This window comes from Asticcacaulis sp. (assembly GCA_024707255.1).
Classification (GTDB): Bacteria; Pseudomonadota; Alphaproteobacteria; order Caulobacterales; family Caulobacteraceae; genus Asticcacaulis.
The window spans coordinates 2,123,840-2,148,358 of record JANQAC010000001.1; the positions used below are offsets into that span (position 1 = coordinate 2,123,840).

A 24,519-nucleotide genomic window follows, 5' to 3' on the forward strand; every position below is an offset into this window, starting at 1 on the left:
ATTATATCAAATCTTTTTTTGACCTGGTGCTCTTAATTTTTACCGGACCCGCAGTAATTTTCGATGGAACGTTGGCAACGGAAAACAGTTCGCCAACTTCAGTTCCTAAAGCTGCTGCCAGCAAATAAAGAAGGACGGCAGTGGGGTTTCGACGACCACCTTCAACCCCACTTATATAAGATTGGTCTACGATCTCTACGCGCAATGCCAACTCCTCTTGTGATAGGCCAACTGCTTTACGCAGGCGCTTCACATTCCAGCCAATTAGCGATTGCACATCCATAAGACTAGCAAGTGGATTTGCACTTGCTTCGCCACGTACTTGAGTGCATATTTGGTGCTATTAGGCAATTTAACCAAGCCTGTCGCGCCAATAGTTTTTCGGCAACATCGGTCTTGGCAAAAATGGTTAGACCTCACGTACTCCAGAACGGGTACTGTTTATTCTGACGGGACCCTCTACAATTTTGGGAGGCGCATCGGTAATCGAAAATAGCTCGCCCACCTGTACATCAAGTGCGCGCGCCAGCAGGACTAAAGTTACGGCTGTTGGGTTTCTTCTACCTCGTTCGAGGCCGCTTACGTAACCTTGACCAATTATTTCGGTGCGCAGTGCCAATTCTTCTTGGGATAGCCTTCGGGCCAACCTAAGCCGACTTAAATTCCATCCAATGAGCTTCTGCACATCCATAGATGTAGCAACGCCAATTGGCTGAAAGTAACCATGCACTCAAGTGCATATTTGTGTTCTAAACCCCCTTATCTCCTTCTAAATGAGCATCGTTTTATTCAATGCTGGCAATGCAACCAATTACCATTCCGGGACTTCGAACTCCTTATGAGTGATCGCAAAACATTTGATGCCGCACCGTTGCAGACCGACGAGGAAATTAATGTCTTTATTGGCCAGCGAATGAAATGTCGTCGCGAGTATCTTCAAATGTCACGCGAGGCTGTAGGCCTTTGTATGGGGCTAAATGCGGAGGAGATCGAAGCGTTTGAAAAAGGAACTGCGCCTATTGAAGCAGTTCAGATTAGAAATATCGCGAAAGCGCTGGGCGTCAAAATCCACGAACTATTTGGCCATCATACTCTTGCCCCTTTGCCCGAAAGCAGAGCATGGATACGCGATGTTGAGCGTTGGTTCGGTGTCAACCTGTCGCCATACGAACGGGACTTCCTCGGTCTGGCCCGTCGTCTGACCGGCGACATCGATAGTGCCCGTGATCTGGTCCACGACGCTTATGCCCGCATTCTATCCGGTAACACCTGGACGACGCTTACCCATCCACGCGCCTACGTTATGCGCGCCGTCTATAATCTGGGTTTGAATAAGCTCCGCAATGCCCGCGTTGTCCCGATGCAGCAATATGCCAAGACCGAGACGGTAAGTTATGCTGATCTCTCTCCGGATCAGTTTCATGTACTGTCAGGGCGTCAGGAAATTGATCTGCTGATGAGCGCCATTTCGCAGTTGCCGCCGCAGTGCCGGAAGGTCGTCATCATGCGCAGGATCGACGAACTGCGGCCGCGAGATATCGCTCAGAAGCTGGGTATCAGTCTGTCGACCGTCGAAAAACATCTGGCGCGGGGAATGGTACTGCTGGCCGACTATCTCGATGCAAGCCGGCCGAAACAGACAGACCTGTCGTCAAATACAGCCGAAGCCACAAAGCCGGAATAGACGGTATTTGCAATTTGTCCTATGCTCTCCCTTTAGTTGAGAGTCCCTTGGGCTGCTTTTCAGGACCGGTTACGGCGTGAACTCAGAAGAAAAACCTACGCGAAAAGATATCATGGACACAGCCTCGCTCTGGTTCGCGCGACTGGATTCCGAAACGGCCGATATTGATGCTTTTGAAGCCTGGCGCGACGCTGACCCGAGCCATGCGGCTGCGTTTGCCCGCATTGCCGGGGTGGGGTTTCAGTTGGATCGCCTAAAAAGGCTTCAGCCAGCGCCGGCTACCGGGGCGGCAGAAAAGCCTGTTAATCGTCGCAACCTTCTTATGATCGCAGGCGGCGGGCTTGTTTTGGCAGCGGCCGGCGCAACAGCCGTTTCTGTGGCGACGGCACGGGCGAGTGCATCCACTGCGATTGGCGCAAGCCAGACCATAACTTTGCCGGATGGTGGTCAGATCAGCCTGAATACGGACTCGAAGGCCTCATGGAAGTTCGATACCGATCGGCGCCGCATCTGGCTGGAGCGCGGCGAAATAGCCCTGCTAGTGCCGCACGATCCCCGGCCTTGTTTTTTGTACGGTGGTGATAGCGAAGTCAGAGTAGGGGAGGGGGACTTGAACGTGCGCCTGCGTGGTCAGGCACTTGACCTCACAGTAGTCAAAGGCGCCTGCAATGTTTCTGCGTCAGCTCGCAATAATGCTTCCGGAGATGCGAGTGCGAAGGCGCCGTTGACGGTGAAAGCCGGGGAGGCCGTTCTCGCACAGACCTCGGACCTTCACGTTCGGTCACTGGATGCTCAGGATCTGCAATTCATCTCCGGCTGGCGAAGCGGAGAGCTTGTATTTAGCGGGCAGACCCTTGGCGTCGCCGTCGCTGAATATAACCGCTACCTGCCCCGGAAAATGGTGATCCTCGATGCAGGGCTGGAAAATATCCGGCTCGGTGGGCGGTTCACGACGCATGATCCGGCGGACTTTTTGGCGTCGCTGCAATCCGGCTTCGGCATTCATGTAACGAGGGATGCGTCTGGCGCTGTTTTGCTATCCCGGTAGAGGCAGATTATAAACGTGACTGAACTTGACAGCGATCATGTCACCCACGCGATTTAATCTTTTCTATTACCAATCGGTGCCGCTTTATCGGGTCGAACTCTTTGACCTGAACCTCGAAAAGTTTGTACATCAGTTCTTCGGGCTCATCGTCTTTCGCCTCTTTTTGCATATCGTTCATAAGTTCTACCAGTAACTCTAGTGCTTCATCATTGCATTTGAAGCACTCGGTGAGACCAGAAAAAGGTTTCTTCGGGATGTGGCGATTCGATGTCACGGTGGTTAGGAGTTCCTGCTCGCGAGAGAGAGCCTCGCCATCGAACTTAAATTCCACCGTATGTATTTTTTCAAACTGGTATGGATGATCGGAAATGTGAGTGTCCCCTTTCAACAACTTTTTGACCTTGACCTCAAGCGAGAGGTCACTGTCGATGACTTTTTGGGCGCCAAATTTGAATCGTTTGTCCGGATCCTTTGAAACCCCTAGTTTATAGAAGGTTTCCAACGTATTCGAATCCCACATCCTAAAAAGATAAAGGTGCATTAGCCCCTCGTGTCGCATTTGGCCGAACTCAATTGCAAGGCCGCTATCAGCGTTTACTTAATGTCCGCAAGAGCTTTTGGTAAACGGGACGGTGCTAACTTTATAGCACTTAACGACTTTCAGAGAATTAAAGCCAAAATGAAAATTGCCGGACTGGCGGTTTTTGAGACAGCTCGTGTCTTCCCCTTGAACGTCACACAAGTGACATACAACAAAGGGGACTGGTATGGGATTTACATTTTCTCGCAAACAATGGCTGCGCAATAGTTCGCTGGTAGCTATCGCTGCTACGGTTGGCTTGCTGGCCGCACCAATGGCTCAGGCAGAGGCTGGTCGCTTCCAGTTCAATATTCCCGCCGAAAATACCGCGAAGGCGCTAAACGATTTTGCGCAACAAGCCGGCGTTCAGTTGCTATTTCCCTATGATGCTGCCGCCGCGTTTTCGGCGCCGGCGCTGAAAGGATCGCTCTCACGCGAAGAGGCTCTGGCCCGCCTGCTGGAAAATACAAATCTCGAAATCGCGAGCACCACAGAGACGACCATTACCTTGCGGGTGGCTGTCAAAAAAGCGCAGGGCGCCGCTGCGGACGAGGTAACAGAAGTCATCGTCACTGGCACGCATATCCGCGGGGGCAATCCGACATCTCCCGTCCATACCATCACCAGGACCGACATAGATCAATCCGGATACTCGCAGATAGGCGATGTGATGCGATCGCTGCCAGAGAACTTCTCCGGTGGCCAGAATCCCGGCGTGGCCGCCGGCGCGCCGTCTATTTCCAATGTCGGTAACTCCAACGTCTCCAACGCATCGACGGTAAATCTGCGTGGTCTGGGTTCGGATGCGACGCTCGTCCTCCTGAACGGACACCGCCTCTCCGCCGACAGTTTTTTTCAGGGGTCGGATATTTCAGGCATCCCGTTGGGCGCTGTCCAGCGCATCGAAGTCCTGACTGACGGGGCCTCCGCTCTGTATGGCTCCGACGCTGTTGCCGGCGTCGTAAACTTTATTCTGCGTCGGAATTTCAATGGAGGAGAACTGAGCGCTCGCATTGGCGACACAAGCGAGGGCGGCGGACAGGAACAGACCTACAGCCTTCTTCAGGGCGTCTCGGGAGGCGGCTGGTATGCGCTTCTGAACGCAGAATATTCGAAGCAGGACGCGATAACGTGGGGTGATCGGGAGTTTACGCAAAGCGCCACGCCAGACAATACGCTCTTGCAGCCACAGGACCGCTCATCGGTCTTTCTGAGTGCGGGCCGGGATTTCTCGGACCGGGTAAGCTTATCTTTCGATGGCCTGTATAGCGAGCGGGACACCACGCGCTCAAACCAGAGCAGCCCTTCACAACCACGATATTTTACCAATACGATCACGCCAGCCTACAGCGCAGCGTCCACCCTGACTATTGCTATGCCGGCAGGCTGGAAGATGCGTGTCACGGGTGTCGCCTCCGGGAGCCGCAACGATACCCGCTTCGACGCGCCCTCCCTGTCATATTCCAGCCAAAGCCGGACCGAAAATCACGTAGAGTATCTTGAGGCCTCTGCTGACGGCACACTTGCACACTTGCCCGCCGGCGACATCAGAATGGCGATCGGCGCAGGCACCCGAAAGGAAGGATACAGAACGAGCAGCACGGACGTGTCCCGGACCGTGAACTATCTGTTCGGTGAGATACTGGCGCCACTCGTGGCACCTTCATCTGATCGTACCGGACTGCACGAACTGGAACTGAGCCTGTCGGCCCGGGCAGAACAGTACAGCGATTTCGGCAACAGCACCAATCCCCGCATTGGATTGAGGTATGTCCCGTTCAGTGATCTGACCATGCGTGCGACATGGGGAAAATCACTGAAAGCGCCGTCTTTCGACCAGATGTATTCGCAGTCCGTCCTGTACCTATTCGACGCGGCTGATCTGGGATATGCGGGCTCGGGGCAGGCCTTGCTGACCTATGGCGGAAATCCCAGACTACGGCCTGAAACATCCACCTCCTGGACGATTGGCGGTGAATACAACCCTCTGAAAATGCGGTCGTTGCGCCTTTCCGCCACGTGGTTTGATATCGACTATCGAAACCGTATCGTTCAGCCGATCAGCTCGCTTGTCACAGGCCTGAGCGATCCGATTTATGTCCCCTTTGTAGATCCCAACCCTTCCGCATCCTTGCAGGCCCAGTTGCTGGCCGACGCTAACGATTTCGCTAATTTTTTCGACCGGTGCCTACGACCCGGCAAGTGTCGTAGCCGTCCTGCGGGATCAGTATGCCAATGCGACCGCGCAGACCGTTAAAGGCCTGGACATTGGCTACAGGCAGTCATTCGGGATGTCTTCCGGGGACCTCAGTACCTTTGCCAATGCGACGTGGCTGACACTTAAACAGCAGACGATATCGACAGTACCCAGTGTAAGGCTGTCTGGGACGATCTATAACGTTCCGAAATTCAAGGCACGCGCCGGACTGAGCTGGCAGCATCAGGGCTTCACAGCGACGGGCATTGCAAATTTCATATCGGCCGAGACAGACACGGGCGTTGTTCCTAACGCCGACGTCGCCTCCTGGACAACCGTCGATGCCACGGTGTCGTATCGTTTTCTCGGTCAGACCGATTTCCGGCGAGGTACTCGCATCACCCTGTCGGCCTCAAATCTGTTCGACAAGGACCCGCCGCGCACGACCTCCGGGACGCCCGGTCTCGATCCGCATTTCGACAGCACCAACGCTTCTGTCATCGGCCGTTTTGTCAGCCTGACACTCGCAAAGGCATGGTGACGGATGAAGCGCAAATGGCTTTTATCGGGCGGCCTCGCATTCTGGGCTTTGCCGGGTGCAGGCTTTGCCGGAGCGTGCGTCGATATGGTTCCGCCGCCCACTCTGACATCGCAAATGCGCGAACTTACGGCTGCCGATCTGGTGCGCCTTCGTGATATAGGTCCCGTCAGCAATGCGGACGTTCGCGCCCCTTTTCTCGAATTGTCACCTGACGGCTCGCAGGTGGCTTTCCAGATGCGCCGGGCTGACCCGGTTACAAACAGCTACTGCCTCGGCATGTTTGTCATGCGTCTGGAGAGCAATCAGGCGCCGATACCGGTGGATATGGGAGGCGAATTCATCGTCGCTACATTCCCGTCATGGGGCTTCGCAATCGGCACGCCGCCGGGGACGCCGGCCACCATCACTCCGAAATGGTCTCCCGACGGGCGTTCTATTGCCTTTCTCCGGCGCGATAAGGGCGTCACTCAGGCGTGGACGGCCCGCGCTGACGGCACCGGCTCCGCTCAGGCGACCCATTTTGATTTCAACGTCGAGAATGTTGGCTGGGCATCTGACGGTCACACACTCGTTGTATCCGGGAGGCCAAGCCTGAACAGCGCCTACGACGCAATCGAAGACGAGGGGAAAGGGGGGCTTCCTGTATGATGACCGGTATATTCCCGTCACCGGCAGTCGCCCCGTGCCACGCGAACCCGTGCCGACCGATTACTACGCGGTCGAACTGGCAACCGGCAAACTAACCTCCGCGTCCGAGGTCCAGCGCGCCTTGCTCACGCCGAAAATCAATGACCGACCCCGTGAAGCGATCCTGTTTGCTCGTGCGTCGAATGGCGGAACGGCCTGGACATCGTCCTCCGATGCCTCAAATGTCAACGCAAAGACCCGTTTGCAGGTTTCAAAGCCTGGCGGGCCTGTCTTCACCTGCACCTTTGAAGCATGCATGGATGCGATCGACTTATGGTGGACAGGCGATGATCGCTCTGTTGTCTTCATGCGGCATGAAGGGTGGGGTGGAAGCCAGACGGCTTTATACCGATGGCAGCCCGGCCGCACGGCGCCGGTTCGTATCCTCCTGACAGAGAACGTTCTTCTCGGCTGCCGGATGGGACAAAAGGAACTGATCTGCGGGGAGGAGAAATCTCTCCAGCCCCGGCGGCTGGTATCGGTCGATCCGGAGACCGGCGCCGTAGCCCCCCCTCTTTGATCCCAATCCGGAATTTGCCGCCCTGCACTTCGGAGAGGTAAGACGTCTCAACTGGAAAAACAGCTTCGGTATCGAAACATTTGGCGATCTTGTTTTGCCGGCAGATTATAAACCCGGCAAGAGATATCCGCTCATAGTGGTCCAGTACGAGTCACGAGGGTTCCTGCGCGGAGGCACCGGCGACGAGTTTCCGGTCCAGTATTTTGCAGCAAACGGGTTCTCAATCCTGACTGTGCAACGACCGGACGACATTGGCTCTCGTCAGAAGGCAAAATCCTGGCTCGAAGTCGAGCGTCTTAACCGGAAAGACTGGGGCGATTTTCGCAGCGTACAGTCTTCGCTGGAAACCGGTGTCGAGCTGGCGGTGAAAGCTGGCATTGCGGAACCGGGACGCATCGGCCTCACCGGGCTGAGCAATGGCGCATCAAATGCGCAATTTGCCCTGATCAATAGCCGCGTGTTTGCAGCCGTAGCGATGAGCAACTGCTGTGAGGAACCAGCGATAGTGACGTCTCTGGTGGGGCCTGCGTTTGCCTCAGCATTGCAAACCGCCGGCTATCCCCGACTGACAAAGGAAGCTCGGCAGTTCTGGGCACCTATGTCGATTATCGATAATGCAGCACACATCGAGGTGCCGCTTCTGATTCAGATTCCTGACCGTGAATACCTTGGCGCCGTAGAGAGTGTTACAGCACTCAAAGAGCAGGGCCGACCTGTCGAGATGTATGTTTATCCGGACGAGTACCATATCAAGTGGCAACCTGCTCATCGTCTGGCGAGTTATGAACGCAGTCTGGACTGGTTCAGCTTCTGGCTCCGGAACGTGGAATATCCTGGCAGCGGAAAGGCGGATCAGTATCGACGTTGGAGCAAACTGCGTGACCAGAATAAGAGTTTGAGCGCTACTCCGGGGCCGTAAGGCTGTGCGCTCATACAGGCCCTGTCCTGCGTAAACTGGACAGGGGCAATCCATTGCGACATGGGCATTGGGGGCTCAGATTGAAGTCATTGGGCTGGCGTTCTAGCGACGGCAGAACCAATGGACAGTTCGGCCTCGCAAACTAGACGCTTTCGGCACCCGAAATGGACACTGACGAGGTCATTTGACCGCCGTGATTGCTAATTAAAAGAGCCGTTCTGGCCCGAAGGAGACATTTGCACCGCTGAAGAGGATGCGAAGAGCGGAAGTGGAAATTTGCTCTCTGGGGTATCCGATGGTGGCGCCGAATTATGCCGCCGATCGCTCGCAATTGGCCAAGTCTTCGGGCCTTGAGAATCATGGCGGGCACTACGGCGCGATTGGGGTTGAAATTCGCAAGCTTCCAACTGTATGGAGAGGACTGGCAGAAGGATGTCGAAATGAGCCGAGTTACACGCCTGCCGATAGTTCTGGCAAAGGATGCGCACGCGAAAGCGTCGTTTGTGCACGTTCGGTCCCAAATGCCGGTAGGGCAGGGCGGCTTTCACGTTGGAGCTTTGAGTTCCCTGAAATCATTCCGGGACCTATTGAGAGGCTGTGGGCAGTTTAAGGCGGCGGACTTTCTGTACGCGTATGATTGCGGATCAATTCCGAAACGCCATGTCCTGCGAGAAATCCGCCGGCTAGAGCAGGAGGTGACCCGTCCACATCTCGATCTTTTCGGACTATCGCACTTCGACTTAGACCACATCTGTGGAACGCCCCACCTATTAGGCCCAAACGGTTCGTTCAGCGTCGATACGATTATACTGCCCTACGTCGATTATGCCGAAAGGCTGATTGCATTTGGGGCGGCGACTAGCGCCGCGGAGGAAGGGGGAAGGCGGATCGACACCTTTTTTGCGCGCATGGCCGTTGACCCTGTGGCCACCTTGGCAGAGCTCGGCGCCCGACGCATATTCCTTATAAGGGGAGAAGGTGAAGATGGGCCTTTAGAAGGGGGCGGTGAATTTCCTGACCCACGCCCGGACCGGGATCGTGAGAGGGAACCGCGCGATTCCCGGTTTAGTGTTTCTTTGAAGTCTCGACCGGGGAAAATGATGGAAGAGACCCGGCTCGGTACCGTCGGCGCAGCCGAAGTGTCGGCAATACGAGATGCTGACATCGTGTTTAACGATCCGACATATTCGATTGTCTGGAAGTTGAGACCTTACGTAAAGCGCGCCGATGCGTCCGCGATCGCATTGTTTAAGTCGTTGATTGAGGTTGCTCTTGGCTGGCCAAGAGGAAGCTTCGGTAGGAAGACCGCGACGACGGCAGATCGGACCTTGATGGTAACACAAAAGCGTAAGGCGGTGGGCGATGCCTATAAGACGGCTTTTGAGGATAAGAACCTTACCTCAATGTCGTTGTACTCCGGCCCATTCGAGCCAGAGACTTTGGACGCAATTGGTCTCAATCCCAGCCTTGGTTTCCATCAACTGACAAAAGTCGGCTGGTTGGGAACAGGTGATGCGCATTTGAAAGAAGGTGAAGATATTGATGCCTTCGAGGAATTTTACAGCGCGGACATCGATCACACGACAACGTTCGTCTTCCCGCACCATGGATCAATAAATAATACCGACGATATGAGATTAATCAGCCATGCGGAAAACTGGGTAGCGGCTGCCGATCCGGTTCACGACTGGGAACATCCACACTATCTTTTGCGAGTGGCCGTGGCTGATCGTGAGGCCCGATTCCGACATGTGCGATCCCCCGTCGGTACGGCGTTTCGTGAGACTTTTATCCTGACCCATCGTAGCGAAATCGAGTTATTGCCGTAAGAAGAGTGACGTTACCCCATTTCTTTGATTGACTAGTGGGTGGGGCCAAGCTTCACCAATTGCCGCTTTTAGGTTTCATTCAAAAGTGACCTTGGAATGACCCTTCGGGCGCCCAGGCGATCTGCCGCGTCATAGTGTCCATTTCGGGTGCCGAAAGCGTCCAGTTCGCGCCGTCAGGACTGTCCATTGGTTATGCCAACGCCAGCTTCAGCGGGTAGCCCAGTCCGGCCCAATGCCTGACCCATGCCTCCGCTTCGGCGAGGGCGGACAGGCGCACATAGTCATCGCGCTGTATCCAGCGCCGTGCGTCGAGACAATTTTCCAGCGCTTTCAGATCAAGCAGGCCACGTTGCGCAAGTACCCCTTCAAGCAATTGTTCTCGGAGCAGCGCCCGGTTGGCCTCTATGACATCGAAAGCAAAGCTGTCGGGACCTCCTTTTGAACGGCGGTTAACGATCCGGGCCGGCAGGTCTTCACGGAAGGCCAGCCGGGCCACTGATCGGTTTTGACCACCTTCGCACCATTGCCACGTGGGAATGTGCAGGCATGCCTCGACGATGGGCTGAGATAGGAGGGGATTTATTTGTGGCGGTGCTTCCAGTCGGGAGAAACCATCGATCGTGCCCTGAATCCGGGTGAGCATTGCGACATGGGCCGCCTTGCCCGGTAAGGCGTCAACAGGCGCATCAAGCCAGGGATGAGTGAACACTTCGGTGAAGTCTGACACCGCGGCACGGTTGATAAACCTGGTATTGGCTTCCCACCGGTATGACGAGCGCTTTGCCATCAACCGGGGAATTCCGGCTATTGCGAGTTCCCAGAAACTGCAACCGGTCAATCGGCATATGTCATCGATCGTTGTGAAAACGCCACTTCCCAGGCCTTCCGCTCGCAACCTGTCGATAATCGGTGAGGGTGAGACCATATGGCAGAAGACATTATCGCCGCCAATGCCGCTGAAGAAAGCATCTATGCCGTGCGCGCGGGCGATAGCGAATTTGGCCTCATGTTCGCTTTGCCCGAATGCGTAAAGTAAGGGGCGGGGCAGGTGAGCGGCCGTCGAGCGCGTGATATCAATTTTACCCAGGTCGTGGTGTCGTTCGAGCAGTGTCAGGTCAAGTGCGGCCGAGAGTATTCTTGCGTACCTCCGCTCGTCGCCATCGGCTTCGTCAGTCGCCATGGTAAGACAGGTGAGATGAGCGGGCTGGCCCGTAAGGCAAGCCGCAAGTATCGACGAGTCGAGACCGCCGGATACACCCAGGAGGATATGGCTGAAACTGCCAGCCCATGCCCGGACGGCCGTCGTTACGATCTCGTGGAGATCTGTTGCAGCCTTCTGACTGGTCGCTGTCCGGTCGTTACACACATGATCCCAGGGCGACCAGCGCTGCGTGACAACCTTTGCCGAGCCTCTGAGCGTGAGCCTGAACCCGGCCAGCAGTTCCTTTACCCCAGTCAGACCTGTTCCCGGCGATCTGAGATCGTAAGCGAGCAGGTGACGAAGCATATACGACCAGTCGATCTCCGGGACCTGAAAGCCAGCCGCAAGCATCGTTTCAACGTCCGAGAAGATCACAGTCGCAGAGGACGTCTCCAGGTAATAGCATGGCATAGCTCCTGACGGGTCACGAAGGATGTGGGTTTCGCCTTCGTCGTCCCTGACGATAGCGACATAGCCGCCCCAACACGCATCGATCAGGTGCTGCGCGCGGCTACGAACAATTTGCTGAAAGAGCTCCGGGGTGGATTCGCGTATCCTTTCGGGCGAGGCCACACCAGAGAACAGGTCACCAATTACGGCACCACGACTGTCCGGCAGGCAAAAGCGGTGCGCAGCAAAATCCGTAAATAACGCCATATCTGGCGTGTCGATGACGCGAAGCAGTCCGCTTTCAGCTTCAATTTCAGCGGCGGCTTTTTCTACAGCCTTCGTGCCGCTCGAAATGATGGCAAGGAACCGGGTGGCCATGCCTAAACGACCAGAATAGGTGTGTAGGGGAGGATCGCGTCCACCTCGTCGTTCAGGACGATATCACCCTGTTGGACCCACGCATGGGCGCTGAAAGGTTTCATGCGGACGCCGATTACGAGATCAGGGTAGCACCGAGCGGAAGCCAGGTGATCGATAAGAGCGATAGAGGAAGACAGACACTGATCCCGCGTTGATAAGAATTTTGCGGTATTCAAAAACGAGATAATTTTCCGTTCGGTAGTGTTTGCGCTTTCAATGGGTTTCATTGCGGCTATGGCGGCGAGCTTACGTAGTCTGATGCGGCGAACGATCGCATCCAGCGGCCCCCGCTTCAGCTCAGCAGATGCCTGAAGTCGCCGTGTGATCGACGCAGCGGCCTCCGACCATTTAAGTCCTGCTGAACGCGCATCGACCAGGCTGACAGCCGGGTAAGTTATCTCATGGGGAGGCGGAACAGACTTTCCCGACTTGTCCTCGACAAGCAGGCCACGCGAGAAGAGAGCGGCCAAGGAAGGCGGAGAGAGCTCGTCGGAGGCCTTGTTTTGAATGAGCGCGCGAAAGGCGGCCTCAGCCTGAGACGGCAGGCAATAGTATCGGTCCGCCAGCAAATCCAGGAGAGCAACCTGGCGGTTTGCGACACAGTAGTAGACGTCATCACGAAGGCGATAGGTCATGTCAATTCCTGCCGGATTATGAAAAGGAGCGTGCGGGAAGAGCCGCGCACGCTCCTGTCAGCTCAGTCGGCAAGCGGTGCCGGAATCCGGCCCTGGCTTTGCACGCCATCCAGTTCCTTCTGGAATGGCCCTTTGGTTTCGACGGTAGCGGCGCCGAGATCGATCAGGTCTTCAGTCTGAACGGCTTCGTTCTCGATGATCTTTTTCATGGTAGTCTCCTGTGTTGCTGGGGTTACGTCATGGCATTCCACGACGACTAAAGGCTATCACTGTCGCCAGGGGATCGTTCCTGAATACTTTTCTGATTTTACGAAGGTTTTCTGTGCTGTTGAGGACCCATGCTGGCCTGTCGCCTTATGCTCTGCCGGCATGGAACGGAGCACGTCGGGTGGTCTCGATCTTGCATGTGTGCCGGTGGCGCCATGCCGGCACGACAGAATGTGCGTTAGACTTTGTCTGAGGACGGACGGCATGACGCAGCAATGCTGTGGATGTAAAAAGCCTGACCTAAGCGCTAAGGTTGCGCAACTAGGTGCGTGCGTCTATGGTAAGCGGATGATGTTGGGGGCTGGGTGTGAATAAACAAAAACGACTGACTTTATTCGCGGGCGATGGGGTGAAGGCGGCCTTCTGTCCGGTGAGGCTTGTGAATACTTCAACTGCGAAAGGCGTCGATTGATATGGATGCCTTTGACGCACTAAAACGCTTTTTTAAAGCCGGCACCGACGTGACGATCGCGTTGCCGAGTGATCCGTTCATTGTTCTGGATCGGGATCGGGCAGCGGTGAAGCTGAAGATCGCCGAGCGGGCACAAGCCAACGGGGTCGCGAATTTTCCGCCGGCGGATTCGGAAAATCTTGACGACGTTGAGACCGAAATAGTTGCCGAGATCGGCGAACATTCGGCACGGGCTCAAATTGACGCGGCAGCGATGCACCGTGTTTACGGGCAGAGACTGTCCGAACTGGCGTTGCTGCGCGAACTGTCGACGATCACGGGCGCAGGTGAACAGGCCCTTGGCGACTTTCGTGCCACGATAATAAACCGGCAGGGGCGCCTCGGACTGGCGAAGGATGCCATCCGGGAATCCTATAACGAACTGGCCCATTTTAAGCGTGAGCACGGCCTTGACCGGCCGGCGCACAGATCAATGAATAAACTTTATGCCTGGTCGATCGTAGGCATTTCCTGGATCATAGAAAGCGCCGGCAATACTGCCTTTCTCATGGTGAACGACGATTACGGCCTCTTAGGCGGTTTCGTTACGGCCGTGGTTGTCGCCGCGATAAACATCATTCTGTCCGCACTCGTCGGCCAGTACTGGTGGCCGTACCTGTTCTACAGGAAGCCGGCACAAAGGCTACTGGCTGCGTCCGGAAGCATTCTCTGGTTTCTCGCCGTGATAGTATGGAACCTGCTCGTCGGCCATTTCCGGGACGCAAAAATACTGGGGCTTGCAAACCCGGAGCAGGCGGCCCTCGGTCTGTTTCTGAACCGGCCATTCCAGTTAGACAGCATCTATTCGTATGGCCTTCTCGTTCTCGGTATCGTTTTTGCGGTACTTGCCGCCACGGCTGCATTCAGGAAAGACGATCCCTATCCCGGATATGGCGCCATTTACAGGCGCCATGAAGATCGCTGTGACGAATACGCAGACCAGATCGAAGAGGCGCTGGACGAGTTGCGTGGAACGCGTGACGACGCAATTGAAACTGCAAACGCCATACGCAGTGAGCTTGGGGCTCAGTTCCGTGAAAGAGGACAAATCATATCATCACGGGATACCCATCGAAACAGGTATCGTGAGCACCAGGATTACCTTGAGACGATAGGCAATGCCTTATTGGGTCAATATCGCGCGGCAAATGTCCGCTCGCGAACCGACAAGCTTTCTCCTTCACATTTCAACAAACCCTGGGTTTTGAAAAGAACCGATCTTCCGCTTGATACGGCCGAACCGTCGATCGACAATGAAGTCCTGCGCGCTCAGGAGGTGCTGGAGCACTCGATCAAAACGATTTCCCAGGCGTACCAGGAGGCCATTGAAAGCTTCGAGCATCTGGAAAAGATCAAAGGATCGCTCACAAATGGCTAGAAAATCCACAGCGTCGCAAAAACGCAAACAGGCGGACACTGCAGCCGCCGTGAGGAATATCGCTATTGTGGTCGGTCTGCTCACTGTTATCGGGATCTTCTGGTTCCGGTCCGTGCTGTCTCACAGGCCTCTCGATTCGGAGACCATGTGCCCGACACAACTCACCAGCGTGACAGTCCTGCTGGTAGACGTTACCGATCCGATGAATCTGGCTCAGAGACAGGACTTCGCCAATCAACTGGACCGGCTCGTCGATGAAATTCCCCGGTATGGAAAGCTCGTAATAGCGAAGGTGGACCCCGTATCGGACCGGTTGCTGGCTCCAGTCATCACGCGATGCAATCCAGGCTCGGCCAGCGATACGTCCGACATCAATGGAAATCCTCAACGCCTGGAAAAATTGCATCAGGAAAAATTCGTGGCGCCGCTGAATGCGGCTTATGACAAGTTGCTGGCCGCTTCAGGCGCAAACCGGTCTCCCATTCTTGAATCTGTTCAGTCCATAACACTGACTGAACTGAACAAGCCTTCCCTTGGCAGCATTCCGAAAAAGCTCGTCGTCGCATCCGATCTTCTGCAAAACACGGATTCAGTCAGCTTCTACAGAGGGCTGCCGGAGCCGAAGCAGTTTGTGGGCGGTCAGCCGTTCAGTCGGGTGCGAACGGACCTTCGACATGTCGATGTCGAATTATGGATGCTTCAGCGCAATGACTCGGTCAGCACTCAGCCCAGAGCATTACCCGATCTCTGGGAAAAAATCATAGACGCAGACGGCGGTCGGCTGACCCGCGTGTACACAGTGAGCGGATAATGGCTAATAAAATACCCTTAATTGACAGGCTTCAGGATCGTGGGTTTATCGATCAATGGGGCTTCATGGCCTTCGCTGCTATGGGTTTTGTGGCGATCATCTCGACCAAAGCGATAGGTATCAATACGACCTGGGTGGCTGCCGGCGCGGTGCTCTCCATGATCCTTTATGCGCTTATAATTGGCCGAAGCGGTACGGGACGGCTGCGCGCTGATCAGGCGGGTGACAACTGCTATTACCTGGGGCTGATTTATACCCTCGCCAGCCTTTCTTACGCAATTGCGACATTCGACCCCAGTAATACTGCATCGACGATCGTTCAGGGATTTGGCATCGCTCTGGCGACGACGATTGTTGGATTGATACTTCGGGTATATTTCAGTCAGGGACGACCCGACCTGGAAAACGTTGAAGAGCAGGCCCGGCTTGAATTGACGGAAGCGTCAACCCGACTGAAAGCGGAGCTGAATGGCGTCGTTCGTCAGATGAATGACTTCAGCCGCGAGCTTCAGCAGTCGATGCAGGAAATGCACGAGGCAGCGACGAAAAATATTGAAGATTTCACTAAAAGTTCGGTACTGGGTTTGCAGAGCGTAGTGGAGACCGCCAACGCGGCAATGTCGAGTGAATCGAGCGACTTTGCCGCGCGTTCTAAAAAATACTCCACCAGTTTCAACGCTCTCCTTGGTAAACTGGAGCAACACAGCGCGACCCTTGAGCACCTGAACACAACCCACAGCGCCATAGCGTCAACAGCCGATGTGGCAAAAGATGCTGCGACAAGCGCCTTGTCGATTGTTGAGGCCCTGCATAAAACGGCCGGTGGCGCTACTGCGGCGGCAACCGCTGCGGAAACCGCAAGTACCGCTGCGAGTCATTCGGCCCGACAACTGGCTGACACTGTCAGCGACTTCGAGGAAAGTCTGGCTCGTATCCGGCAGGAAACGGATAAGCAGATCGCTGAGCTCGCCGCCGGTCCCGGAACCGTAGCCGCAAACACAATAGCGACCGTCAATTCAGCCTGCGAGGCACTGGTCTTGCAGATTGAGCAAATCGCCGCGCTCCATGACGATATACGTACTGGCCTTGCCGATCAGACATCTGTCGCCGTGGAGACCTCCAGACGCCACAATGATGAACTGGAGGCGGAGCTTGCCAGATCCAGAGGACTGGTGACAAAGGTGCATTCTGCACTGGTCGATATGACCGATAGCATAGCGAAAACCGTTGAGGGTGCCGCGTAATGGCTGGCTATGATATTCGCCAGGATAAGCCCTACCGTCGTGGTCTGATATTGGGACTGACCGTAGCCGAAATTATGATTTTGCTGATTTTCGTGCTGCTTATGGCGCTTGCGACCGCGTTGTCCAATCGGGACAAGAGGTTGAAGGCAGCCGAGGACGGGACGGGCAGCCGCCTTGTTGAAGTGATGCAGTCCGAGTACCCGCAGGCGCAAACCCCGGATGATTATTACAAGGAGCTGGTGCGTGCGATTGCAGACAGAAAGGCTGTAGAAAAATACGGTGCCAAAGCCACCGGCACCAAGATGGTAGCCGATGCCGCCCTTGGACGGCAGGTGCGGGAAGCTGCCGATAAGGCCGGGAGCGATAATCCTTATAAATTTGCGGAACAGGCTGTCACGCGCGCAAGCCTGGGGAAAAAAGGGGAATGGCCACCCTTTTTCAGCCTCAGCGAAGCCGGCGGCTATTATTTCGAAAGTGGCAAAGCCACGCTTCGGCCCGACTTCGAAGCAAAACTTAAGACGACTATCATCCCGTTACTGAAGCAATATATCGACGACTATGGGGTAGATGTTGTGGAGGTCATAGGCCACACGGATGAAGTGCCAATGGTTGGAGATAGCAATCTGGACCGTTTGCTTATTCCGGCATCGGAAAATCGGGTGAACACCGAAGCGCTTCATTCCACTGATAATTCCGGACTGGCGATGGCTCGCGCAGTCGCGGTTATACGTATACTGCGGGCCGATCCCCGACTGTCGGGCACGACTATTTTGCCGTTATCCGGAGCGCAGATGATCGTGCCGGTAGATAAGGTTGCAGACGGGAAATCGGCCGCCAGCGACCAGACCCGGCGGCGAATCGAAATTCGCTTAAGGAGGTCGACCAGTCAGGTGGCGACCCCGGAGAAACGCTGATGGATGCCATCGACCGAAATCTCGAACGGATCGATGTCGCCTTGCGTCGTAAGCGATTTTTCCTGGCAGTTCCGGTTGTACAGCCTGAAAACGCCAGATCGGTCTCGAATAACATGCCAAGGCCTGCATTCGTGCCACAGGCGGAGGACGTTGAATCCCCGGACGTGAATATCCAGGATATTGCCCCCCCTTCTTCAGAAGGGCGTGGGCATTATTCGGATATGAGCGCCCACTATTCGGGAGAGCGCAGTCCCGCAGATATATCAACTTTTCCCGCCAGCGAGATATCCCGTGAGACACGCCCCGGTTTCGGGGCGTTCCTCTGTAAATTATTTGGTATTCGACGGGACTAACGAAGGTGGCCAATTTTGCGCTCTGTTAAGCACAGAAAGAGGGGACGTTTCGCAAAGCCCGAAGGACCGTCGTTACGGCTTCGCGAGATAGGCCTAATAGGTGTCGGTCTGGTCTTCGCGGGGGCCGTGTTTCTTCTTCATGCGCCTCAGCGAAGCACCCCCTTATCTTTTGCCGGGAGCACGCTGTCGGAAGATGTAGGTGAGCGCGCCGGGTCTGAACCATATCAGTTAAAAGACCCCGTCGAAGACCCGTCGGGCAGAGATCCGGCGACCATGAGTAACGGGACATTCGCTAAGTGCGCTACAGTGCGTGTAACCTGTGTTGTGGATGGAGATACCTTCTGGCTTTCCGGAAAAAAATCAGGATAGCCGACATCGATACGCCTGAAATCAGTCAGCCAAAATGTGACTACGAATATCAGTTGGGCATGAAAGCAACGCGCAGGTTGATAGAATTACTGAATCAGGGGGCATTTGAGCTGCGTGAGGGCGGAGACCGGCCTGTCGACATGTACGGCCGGGAGCTATTGATAGTGGTGCGAGATGGTAAATCCGTCGGTCAGCAACTTGTCAACGAAGGGCTCGCCCGGAGCTGGACGGGACACAGGGAACCCTGGTGCTAATGCAATCCCCGATATTCGTTTTCGTTCGGTTCACGGTAGGCCAGTGAAACGATTTTCGGAATAATATCCAGCCGTCGCCTGTGATTACGCCCTGCATGAGGCACTGTGTCCTCTGATCTTTTCTGACAAATGATTCGTCCGCTCCACAATTATCCGATTGGCCTTCCTGCTATTCTGGAGGCGGTTGCTGATTAACAGAATACGTGGCCCATCTCTGCTCAGGACATTGACTTCCGGCAATTCGCGCCTTCAGGTTCATCGCACAGCCGCAACGTGTGCAGAATGTGACGTCGCCAACCGGATACGCAGAAGGACACGCCTTGCACGTCGCCATTCGAAGATCAAAATTTTCACCGTCAACCAGGAAAGAGAAGGTCGGGAGATTCATCGGGATAACGCTCCTGAACGATTATGCTTCGAGCGCTTCGATCTTATTTTGAATGGTCTTTTCCGGGTCCGGTGTCTTTGTTACGAAGATGACTCTGGACGCCTTTTTCAACATTGCGGGGCGATGTGCCACGACGACACGTGTGATGGGCATACTCGCGATCAGGTCCACAATATTAGTTTCGGTTGCTTCATCCAGATTGGCCGTTCCTTCGTCAAGGAAAAGAACAGAAGGTTGACGATAGAGCGCTCTCGCCAGAAATAGTCGTTGCCTTTGACCACCAGATAATGATGCGCCCATGTCTCCGATCAGAGACTGATATTGCATGGGCATTTTCATAATATCATTGTGAATTTGTGCCGCCGTCGCCGACAACATCACAAGGTTCATATCCAACTGCGGGTCGAAGAAAGCGATGTTGTCCGCAATACTCCCCGAAAGCAGGCGATCATCCTGGGAGACAACTCCCACTTTCCTGCGCCATTCCCTCCACAGGTCCGCAGACGCCGTATAGCCATCCAGCCGGATCTGGCCCTCAGTTGGCGAGAGAATGCCCAGCAACAATTTGAACAGGGTTGTTTTGCCGCCCCCGGAAGGACCGGTAATCGCCAAAAATTCGCCGGCCTCTATATCGAGGTCAAAATTGTGCAAAACCCACGGATCTGCATCGCCGTATCGGAACGAAAGCCCTTTTACAGAAATGTCGCCTTCCCAATCCGGCTTAACCGGTCTGCTGGCAGTCTGGCCGAACTCCGGCGCGGTCGTAACGATATCTCCCAGCCGTTCCAGGTGTAGCCCCAGGAGGCGAAATTTCAGACCCTGATTTACCAGAGACATCATGCGGTCGGTAAATATCTGCCGAAACGCGAGGAAGGCGAAGAGCATCCCTATCGAAAATCCATGGGCCTCGATAACGCTTACTGCGCCCAGATATATAACCAGCACAATTTGCAGGCCGGTCACGATAGTCTGAAAAAACACCAGGCCTAAGTCATATTTGGCAGTTGAAATATTGGCCGAAATTACCCGCGAATAAAGATTGCGCCAGACGCTTTCACGTTCGCCTTCCTGCCCCATTACCTTTATGGTCGTTGCCGCCCTGACACTCTCCATGAGATGGGTTCGTTCTTTTGCAGACGCGATCATGCTCTCCTCTGCCCGCGATCGCTGAATCGGAAAAAACGCCAGGCCCAGGAGAAGATTGATGGCAACTGATGCCAGCACGATGCTTGCAAGTAACGGGGAATAAAAAAGCAGGATAATCCCCACCACGACCGCAATCGACCCGTCCAGCACGGCCGAGATCAGACCCTGCGAAAACGCGTCCTGGATGGCATTTGTTGAACCCATTCTCGAAAGAATGTCTCCGATATGTCGCTTTTCGAAGAAGTCCGCTGGTAATCTGAGCAGATGCCGAAACAGATTTCCAACCATCTGAAACGTCAGCAGACTACCGAATAATTGCAATGTCCATGTGCGAAGAGCCTCTATGGATGCCTGAATAATGACCAGTAATCCGAACCCAAGGCCGAGGGCTGACAGCAAAGCATTGTCGGATCGGCCGATCGCCTGGTCGACAATCAACTGCAACTGAAATGGCGCGGCAAAGGCGACAACCTGCAACGCAAGTGAAAGGCCGAGAATCTGAAACATAGCAGGCCAAAAGCCTACCATGCGTGACCAGAGACTTTGGAGATGTATCGGGCGACGGGCTTCAATCTTATGAAATTCACCGGCCGGATTTAATTCCAGAACAACGCCTGTGAAGTGTTTTGAAACGTCGCCCAGGCTTAACTTCCGTGCGCCAATTGCCGGATCATGGATAATGACTGATCTGGCATTGACTGAAGTCAGAACCACAAAATGGTTCAGATCCCAATGCAGGATCGCCGGTAATTTCACCAGCTTAAGATCCTGAAGTTCGACCTTGAGGGCACGCGCGGAAAGGCTCATCTCAGTTGCCAGTGAAATAAGATTTCGCAATGAGGCACCGGACATCGAAAGCGCATATCTCTGTCTGAGCCCATTAAGATCAAGATCATGACCGTGATAGACGCCAATCATGGCCATGCAGGCCAGGCCACATTCGGCTGCCTCAGCGGCCGTAAACACTGGTGTCCGATTGCGGCGCAGAATATTCAGTTCATCAAGAATATTCATTATCGACGCCCTACCGCATAAATAGGATCAAGAAGCCACTGAACAAGATTTCGTCGGTCGAGTACCACATCCGCTGACAATAGCATCCCTGGTTGCAGAGGCAGTGTTTTTCCGTAAGCAAAAACCGATTGCCTGCTTAATGCGACACGGACCCGAAATGCGGGTTCATTGATAGCGATGCCCGGAACGGCCACTTCGCTTGGAGACAGTACGGTTCGGGAAATAGAAATTACCCTTCCTTTTCCTGATCCGAAAGTCTGGTAAGGAAAGGCCTGGTACATCAGGTTCACCGCCTGACCTGTTTTTATAAAACCTGCGGCTCGCGAGGGTAAATATAATTCCGCGATCAGATCTGAACCTGTAGGCGTCACCACAGCCAGGGTCGTTCCACTGGTTACGCTCTGCCCCAGATCAACGGGCAGGGCGACCACCCTTCCTGATATCGGCGCAGTGGCGATAAATTTATTCTGCGTTTTGATGGTAATCTGACGCTGTTTCAGCGCGGATCGGTTGCCGGCCGCAGCGGCATCCAGAGAGGCCAGATCCGCTGGTATGCTTGCGATCTGATGGTCCAGATCCGCGATTTGTCCTGTCGCGTCAATAACCGAGCTGCGCGCTTCTGAAGACTGTTGAGCTGCCTGCAATGCTGCGGTCTTCAGGCCTTCGACGCCGGCTGCCGACATAAACCCTTTTTCCTGCAGGGTACGCCCCCTGGCCAATTGCTGTTCCGCTACTTCCTGAAGGTGCGCCATTGTAGCGACGCGCGAATTAAGTTCTCCCAGCTCGGTGCTGAGTGCTGAGCGCCGCGAGATTAAGGATCGGCCTTGCTCTTCCAGCTTCTGCTTGTCCGCCCGATTTTGAGCAGCTAAAGCAAGGGCTTCGGTCAGCAGCATATGATCAAGAGACTGACCGGAATCGCCATCGGTCAGATCTGTTGAAAGCTTAATCACAGCGATCGGGTCGCCAGCGTGGACTTCAGCGCCCTCGGTCACATTGATTGTCTCAACTGTTCCGTCCTGCCGGGCCGCAAGCCTGATTAAGCCTCCCTGAGGGACGATCAGGCCCTGGGCAGTTTCCATTCTCGTGTAGCTGTTTGTGAACAAAAACGTAATTATGACAAATACTATTGTCACAAAGAATATGGAAAGCAGTCGAACTGAGGGCAGATCAGATATTATCACTTCGCCCGCGAGACGATTTGAAGCATGAACGAGGGATTCAGAGCGAAAGAGCTTCGACATTGTCGCTTTAAACCGAAGCCTTAGCGTTGATATCCAACAGCCCTAACTCGGTAATCTTTGCATTTAACGTTTCATGAACGAGTTCGGTCTCTGAATAGACACCCGACCAGCCACAGAGTCTGACCCCTTCGCTATAAATCAGTATCGCCGGGAATTCAGTAATTCTATTTTGGACAATAAACGAGATATGTTCCTGATTCTCAAGATCGGCAACAAGCTCTAATTTTCTATGCAGGTACGGGTTCCACAATTCATCAATTGCCATTTTTGCTAAATGGCAGGCATCACATTGCGGAAGCCCGAGTAGAACAAGAGTGTTTCCGGTTGATATTTCACGTATCAGATCATTTAAATCGCTGATGGCCAGAACTGTGGAACTCATACTTTAATCTCCGATCAGTAAAATACATCGACAGAAGGCGGGCCTCGCCGTGGAAGCGGCAAGGCCCGGAACCGGGCTGAGCCCGGCTCAGCGTATTATTGCTCAGCTTTCAGCGTGACATTCCGCGGTACAGACACGCGATGTCGTCGTGCCGCCCGTGCCGTTCGGCGCCGTAGTGGTTGTGCATGTAAATGAGCAGCTTATACGCGGGAGAGCGCCGGCGACTTCGTTGACTTCGATTGCTGATAATTCACGCATAGATAGATTCCTTCAGAAAAAGGAACGCAACGCTCACGCAGGTACGATCTGAGCCCGCATGATATTGCGTACCGTATGGATTGATAGCGATTTGGGTTAAGGTGTGTCGCCTGTTCCGGCTGGCGACTATTGGCCGTTATTCAATATGGCACTCAAGAGTACAGGTATGCTTCGTAGTCGTGCCGTGGGTACCGTTAGGCGTTGTATCGGTCGTGCAGGTCATGGAGCAAACTACTCTTTCTCCACCAGACACTTCATCAACTTCTATGCTCGTTAACTCACGCATATGGTTCTCCTGTTTATAGGCAGCAACACATTGTTGCGAGTCAATCTAAGCGCGTTTTTTAGTATTTTACAACCCTAATAATTTTTATATAGAATAATCGACTTCTCGAAGAGTGAGCTTACGAGCTTATAATCTCTTCTGCTTGATATCCACCATGAAGAGTGAGCGACTTTGACTTTTAAGTTCTTGCAAAAAAAGGACTTTGAAACAGCAACTATTGGTAATTTGTCGCTTGTATCGTTCGATTCGTAATCTTTATATTTTTTTAATTCAAACCAATCGCTTCCAACATTATATTCCTGTTGAAATTTTTCCTGATCATCGAGAAGCATATTTAATTTCGACAATTCGGCCTTGACTATCGAATCGGTTTCTTCTGCTGACGGGGGCGGTTCCGACGCGCTCAGGGATGCCCGAAGCTGCCCTTCAGCGGTTTTGAGGAAGGTTCTGTCCATTCCACCATGCAGCGCAATGATCGAGAATGGCATGATTTCTATTTCGGATGCCACCGGGACCAGATAATTCGCGCAACTTGACGCGCATACACCAAGCACTTTCAGCTTCACTTTAAGACCGGCTAGTCGCCTTGCAACAGGTAAAGCCTTGGCCACGTCCCCGCCACCAGAGGTGATAAGAATTGTTGTTACCGGTGTTGATTCAATTGAATTCAGGCAACTATCCAGATTATCAGTGTCGCCGATAAATCTCAGTTCCCCGGTGTTGGTGATCTGGCACACATTGCTTTTTGCCCTGAGCGTCACCATTGCGGCCTGGGCTTCAGGATAACCTGCCGGTAATGACATTGGCACATCAGCCAAAACTGCTAAGATCATTACCGCTTCCCCCTCCGTTGGCGTGTGTATGACTACACCTCTGGTTGCGTGTGTCAATACCGAATAAACTTAAAAAGTGAGAATCGGGTTGCTATATAGACTCATGAGGCAAAGCTTTGAGCAACTCATTGAGTTTTATATGTTAATGGGTCGGAGCAAATATCGGGAACATGTCTCGTGTGGATATTTGCGTTGAAAGCGACTGGCTCATTCGGTATTATCATACATACCAACCTAAGCAGAAATTACCCGGACGCCAGATTGTCGGCGGCATTGCTG

General features: G+C 54.0%; 23 protein-coding genes. 13 read left to right on the plus strand and 10 right to left on the minus strand.

Annotated elements, in window-relative coordinates:
• Window position 1: 1 nt before the first annotated feature.
• Both NVV72_10515 and NVV72_10520 read right to left on the minus strand, forming a co-directional pair.
• Window positions 2–283 carry a helix-turn-helix domain-containing protein gene (locus tag NVV72_10515; GenBank protein ID MCR6659748.1) on the minus strand — a complete coding sequence of 94 codons (282 nt, stop codon included), beginning with the start codon at window positions 281–283 and terminating at the stop codon, window positions 2–4.
• A 126-nt stretch (window positions 284–409) separates the two neighbouring features.
• On the minus strand, window positions 410–691 hold the full coding sequence (locus NVV72_10520; protein ID MCR6659749.1) for a helix-turn-helix transcriptional regulator: 282 nt from the start codon (window positions 689–691) through the stop codon (window positions 410–412).
• A 147-nt stretch (window positions 692–838) separates the two neighbouring features.
• On the opposite strand from NVV72_10520, the gene NVV72_10525 reads away from it, so the two are divergent.
• Both NVV72_10525 and NVV72_10530 read left to right on the plus strand, forming a co-directional pair.
• Entirely contained in the window at window positions 839–1,684 is an 846-nt protein-coding gene (locus NVV72_10525) for a sigma-70 family RNA polymerase sigma factor (protein ID MCR6659750.1), read from the plus strand.
• A 76-nt stretch (window positions 1,685–1,760) separates the two neighbouring features.
• Window positions 1,761–2,732, plus strand: coding sequence for a DUF4880 domain-containing protein (locus tag NVV72_10530; GenBank protein ID MCR6659751.1), 972 nt, complete (start codon window positions 1,761–1,763; stop codon window positions 2,730–2,732).
• 40 nt (window positions 2,733–2,772) lie between these two features.
• On the opposite strand, the gene NVV72_10535 is transcribed toward NVV72_10530, so the two are convergent.
• Window positions 2,773–3,234, minus strand: a complete 462-nt coding sequence (locus NVV72_10535) for a hypothetical protein (GenBank protein MCR6659752.1) — start codon at window positions 3,232–3,234, stop codon at window positions 2,773–2,775.
• Between the two features lie 265 nt (window positions 3,235–3,499).
• Here NVV72_10535 and NVV72_10540 point away from each other — a divergent pair, with 265 nt between their 5' ends.
• The 6 genes from NVV72_10540 to NVV72_10565 all read left to right on the plus strand — a co-directional run bounded on the left by NVV72_10540 (window position 3,500) and on the right by NVV72_10565 (window position 10,005).
• Entirely contained in the window at window positions 3,500–5,569 is a 2,070-nt protein-coding gene (locus NVV72_10540; protein MCR6659753.1) for a TonB-dependent receptor, read from the plus strand.
• Complete coding sequence (locus tag NVV72_10545; GenBank protein ID MCR6659754.1) at window positions 5,529–6,050, plus strand: TonB-dependent receptor; 522 nt, start codon at window positions 5,529–5,531, stop codon at window positions 6,048–6,050. Before NVV72_10540 ends, NVV72_10545 begins: the two co-directional genes overlap by 41 nt.
• A gap of 3 nt (window positions 6,051–6,053) precedes the next feature.
• The gene (locus NVV72_10550) at window positions 6,054–6,698 is read left to right on the plus strand and encodes a hypothetical protein (GenBank protein MCR6659755.1); all 645 of its coding nucleotides are present in this window, start codon (window positions 6,054–6,056) and stop codon (window positions 6,696–6,698) included.
• A 34-nt stretch (window positions 6,699–6,732) separates the two neighbouring features.
• Window positions 6,733–7,257 (plus strand): hypothetical protein, encoded by a 525-nt coding sequence (locus tag NVV72_10555; GenBank protein ID MCR6659756.1) that lies wholly within the window; start codon window positions 6,733–6,735, stop codon window positions 7,255–7,257.
• Window positions 7,258–7,279: 22 nt separating this feature from the next.
• On the plus strand, window positions 7,280–8,176 hold the full coding sequence (locus NVV72_10560) for an Atxe2 family lasso peptide isopeptidase (GenBank protein ID MCR6659757.1): 897 nt from the start codon (window positions 7,280–7,282) through the stop codon (window positions 8,174–8,176).
• A gap of 311 nt (window positions 8,177–8,487) precedes the next feature.
• Complete coding sequence (locus NVV72_10565) at window positions 8,488–10,005, plus strand: hypothetical protein (protein ID MCR6659758.1); 1,518 nt, start codon at window positions 8,488–8,490, stop codon at window positions 10,003–10,005.
• Between the two features lie 190 nt (window positions 10,006–10,195).
• On the opposite strand, the gene NVV72_10570 is transcribed toward NVV72_10565, so the two are convergent.
• The 3 genes from NVV72_10570 to NVV72_10580 form a co-directional block, all read right to left on the minus strand.
• On the minus strand, window positions 10,196–11,974 hold the full coding sequence (locus tag NVV72_10570) for an asparagine synthase-related protein (GenBank protein MCR6659759.1): 1,779 nt from the start codon (window positions 11,972–11,974) through the stop codon (window positions 10,196–10,198).
• A 2-nt stretch (window positions 11,975–11,976) separates the two neighbouring features.
• Window positions 11,977–12,651 (minus strand): lasso peptide biosynthesis B2 protein, encoded by a 675-nt coding sequence (locus NVV72_10575; GenBank protein ID MCR6659760.1) that lies wholly within the window; start codon window positions 12,649–12,651, stop codon window positions 11,977–11,979.
• A 62-nt stretch (window positions 12,652–12,713) separates the two neighbouring features.
• Window positions 12,714–12,860: a benenodin family lasso peptide gene (locus NVV72_10580; GenBank protein MCR6659761.1), complete on the minus strand. Its 147-nt coding sequence runs from the start codon at window positions 12,858–12,860 to the stop codon at window positions 12,714–12,716.
• 471 nt (window positions 12,861–13,331) lie between these two features.
• Here NVV72_10580 and NVV72_10585 point away from each other — a divergent pair, with 471 nt between their 5' ends.
• Genes NVV72_10585 through NVV72_10605 form a run of 5 tightly spaced genes read left to right on the plus strand, consistent with a single transcriptional unit; the run spans window position 13,332 to window position 18,069 of the window.
• A complete protein-coding gene (locus NVV72_10585) occupies window positions 13,332–14,747 on the plus strand; it encodes a hypothetical protein (protein MCR6659762.1) in 1,416 nt (471 codons plus the stop codon).
• Window positions 14,740–15,558, plus strand: coding sequence for a hypothetical protein (locus NVV72_10590; GenBank protein MCR6659763.1), 819 nt, complete (start codon window positions 14,740–14,742; stop codon window positions 15,556–15,558). Before NVV72_10585 ends, NVV72_10590 begins: the two co-directional genes overlap by 8 nt.
• Window positions 15,558–16,802 carry a hypothetical protein gene (locus NVV72_10595; GenBank protein MCR6659764.1) on the plus strand — a complete coding sequence of 415 codons (1,245 nt, stop codon included), beginning with the start codon at window positions 15,558–15,560 and terminating at the stop codon, window positions 16,800–16,802. The genes NVV72_10590 and NVV72_10595 overlap by 1 nt, the downstream gene beginning before the upstream one ends.
• Complete coding sequence (locus tag NVV72_10600) at window positions 16,802–17,716, plus strand: hypothetical protein (protein ID MCR6659765.1); 915 nt, start codon at window positions 16,802–16,804, stop codon at window positions 17,714–17,716. Before NVV72_10595 ends, NVV72_10600 begins: the two co-directional genes overlap by 1 nt.
• Window positions 17,716–18,069, plus strand: a complete 354-nt coding sequence (locus tag NVV72_10605; protein MCR6659766.1) for a hypothetical protein — start codon at window positions 17,716–17,718, stop codon at window positions 18,067–18,069. The genes NVV72_10600 and NVV72_10605 overlap by 1 nt, the downstream gene beginning before the upstream one ends.
• 1,032 nt (window positions 18,070–19,101) lie before the next feature.
• Here NVV72_10605 and NVV72_10610 read toward each other — a convergent pair.
• The 4 genes from NVV72_10610 to NVV72_10625 form a co-directional block, all read right to left on the minus strand.
• Window positions 19,102–21,240, minus strand: a complete 2,139-nt coding sequence (locus tag NVV72_10610) for a peptidase domain-containing ABC transporter (GenBank protein ID MCR6659767.1) — start codon at window positions 21,238–21,240, stop codon at window positions 19,102–19,104.
• Window positions 21,240–22,481, minus strand: a complete 1,242-nt coding sequence (locus NVV72_10615) for an HlyD family secretion protein (protein MCR6659768.1) — start codon at window positions 22,479–22,481, stop codon at window positions 21,240–21,242. Before NVV72_10615 ends, NVV72_10610 begins: the two co-directional genes overlap by 1 nt.
• Before the next feature lie 7 nt (window positions 22,482–22,488).
• Complete coding sequence (locus NVV72_10620; protein ID MCR6659769.1) at window positions 22,489–22,863, minus strand: hypothetical protein; 375 nt, start codon at window positions 22,861–22,863, stop codon at window positions 22,489–22,491.
• A 618-nt stretch (window positions 22,864–23,481) separates the two neighbouring features.
• Window positions 23,482–24,240: a hypothetical protein gene (locus tag NVV72_10625; protein MCR6659770.1), complete on the minus strand. Its 759-nt coding sequence runs from the start codon at window positions 24,238–24,240 to the stop codon at window positions 23,482–23,484.
• Between the last annotated feature and the right edge of the window lie 279 nt (window positions 24,241–24,519).

Excerpts from the sequence above, each read along its gene's own strand:
- NVV72_10575 (MCR6659760.1), bottom strand. The coding sequence starts at position 12,651 with ATGACCTATCGCCTTCGTGATGACGTCTACTACTGTGTCGCAAACCGC.
- NVV72_10595 (MCR6659764.1), top strand. The coding sequence starts at position 15,558 with ATGGCTAATAAAATACCCTTAATTGACAGGCTTCAGGATCGTGGGTTT.
- NVV72_10605 (MCR6659766.1), top strand. The coding sequence starts at position 17,716 with ATGGATGCCATCGACCGAAATCTCGAACGGATCGATGTCGCCTTGCGT.
- NVV72_10585 (MCR6659762.1), top strand. The coding sequence starts at position 13,332 with ATGGATGCCTTTGACGCACTAAAACGCTTTTTTAAAGCCGGCACCGAC.
- NVV72_10565 (MCR6659758.1), top strand. The coding sequence starts at position 8,488 with ATGCCGCCGATCGCTCGCAATTGGCCAAGTCTTCGGGCCTTGAGAATC.
- NVV72_10600 (MCR6659765.1), top strand. The coding sequence starts at position 16,802 with ATGGCTGGCTATGATATTCGCCAGGATAAGCCCTACCGTCGTGGTCTG.
- NVV72_10590 (MCR6659763.1), top strand. The coding sequence starts at position 14,740 with ATGGCTAGAAAATCCACAGCGTCGCAAAAACGCAAACAGGCGGACACT.
- NVV72_10625 (MCR6659770.1), bottom strand. The coding sequence starts at position 24,240 with ATGATCTTAGCAGTTTTGGCTGATGTGCCAATGTCATTACCGGCAGGT.
- NVV72_10515 (MCR6659748.1), bottom strand. The coding sequence starts at position 283 with ATGGATGTGCAATCGCTAATTGGCTGGAATGTGAAGCGCCTGCGTAAA.
- NVV72_10570 (MCR6659759.1), bottom strand. The coding sequence starts at position 11,974 with ATGGCCACCCGGTTCCTTGCCATCATTTCGAGCGGCACGAAGGCTGTA.
- NVV72_10550 (MCR6659755.1), top strand. The coding sequence starts at position 6,054 with ATGAAGCGCAAATGGCTTTTATCGGGCGGCCTCGCATTCTGGGCTTTG.
- NVV72_10580 (MCR6659761.1), bottom strand. The coding sequence starts at position 12,860 with ATGAAAAAGATCATCGAGAACGAAGCCGTTCAGACTGAAGACCTGATC.
- NVV72_10610 (MCR6659767.1), bottom strand. The coding sequence starts at position 21,240 with ATGAATATTCTTGATGAACTGAATATTCTGCGCCGCAATCGGACACCA.
- NVV72_10615 (MCR6659768.1), bottom strand. The coding sequence starts at position 22,481 with ATGTCGAAGCTCTTTCGCTCTGAATCCCTCGTTCATGCTTCAAATCGT.
- NVV72_10520 (MCR6659749.1), bottom strand. The coding sequence starts at position 691 with ATGGATGTGCAGAAGCTCATTGGATGGAATTTAAGTCGGCTTAGGTTG.
- NVV72_10540 (MCR6659753.1), top strand. The coding sequence starts at position 3,500 with ATGGGATTTACATTTTCTCGCAAACAATGGCTGCGCAATAGTTCGCTG.
- NVV72_10620 (MCR6659769.1), bottom strand. The coding sequence starts at position 22,863 with ATGAGTTCCACAGTTCTGGCCATCAGCGATTTAAATGATCTGATACGT.
- NVV72_10525 (MCR6659750.1), top strand. The coding sequence starts at position 839 with ATGAGTGATCGCAAAACATTTGATGCCGCACCGTTGCAGACCGACGAG.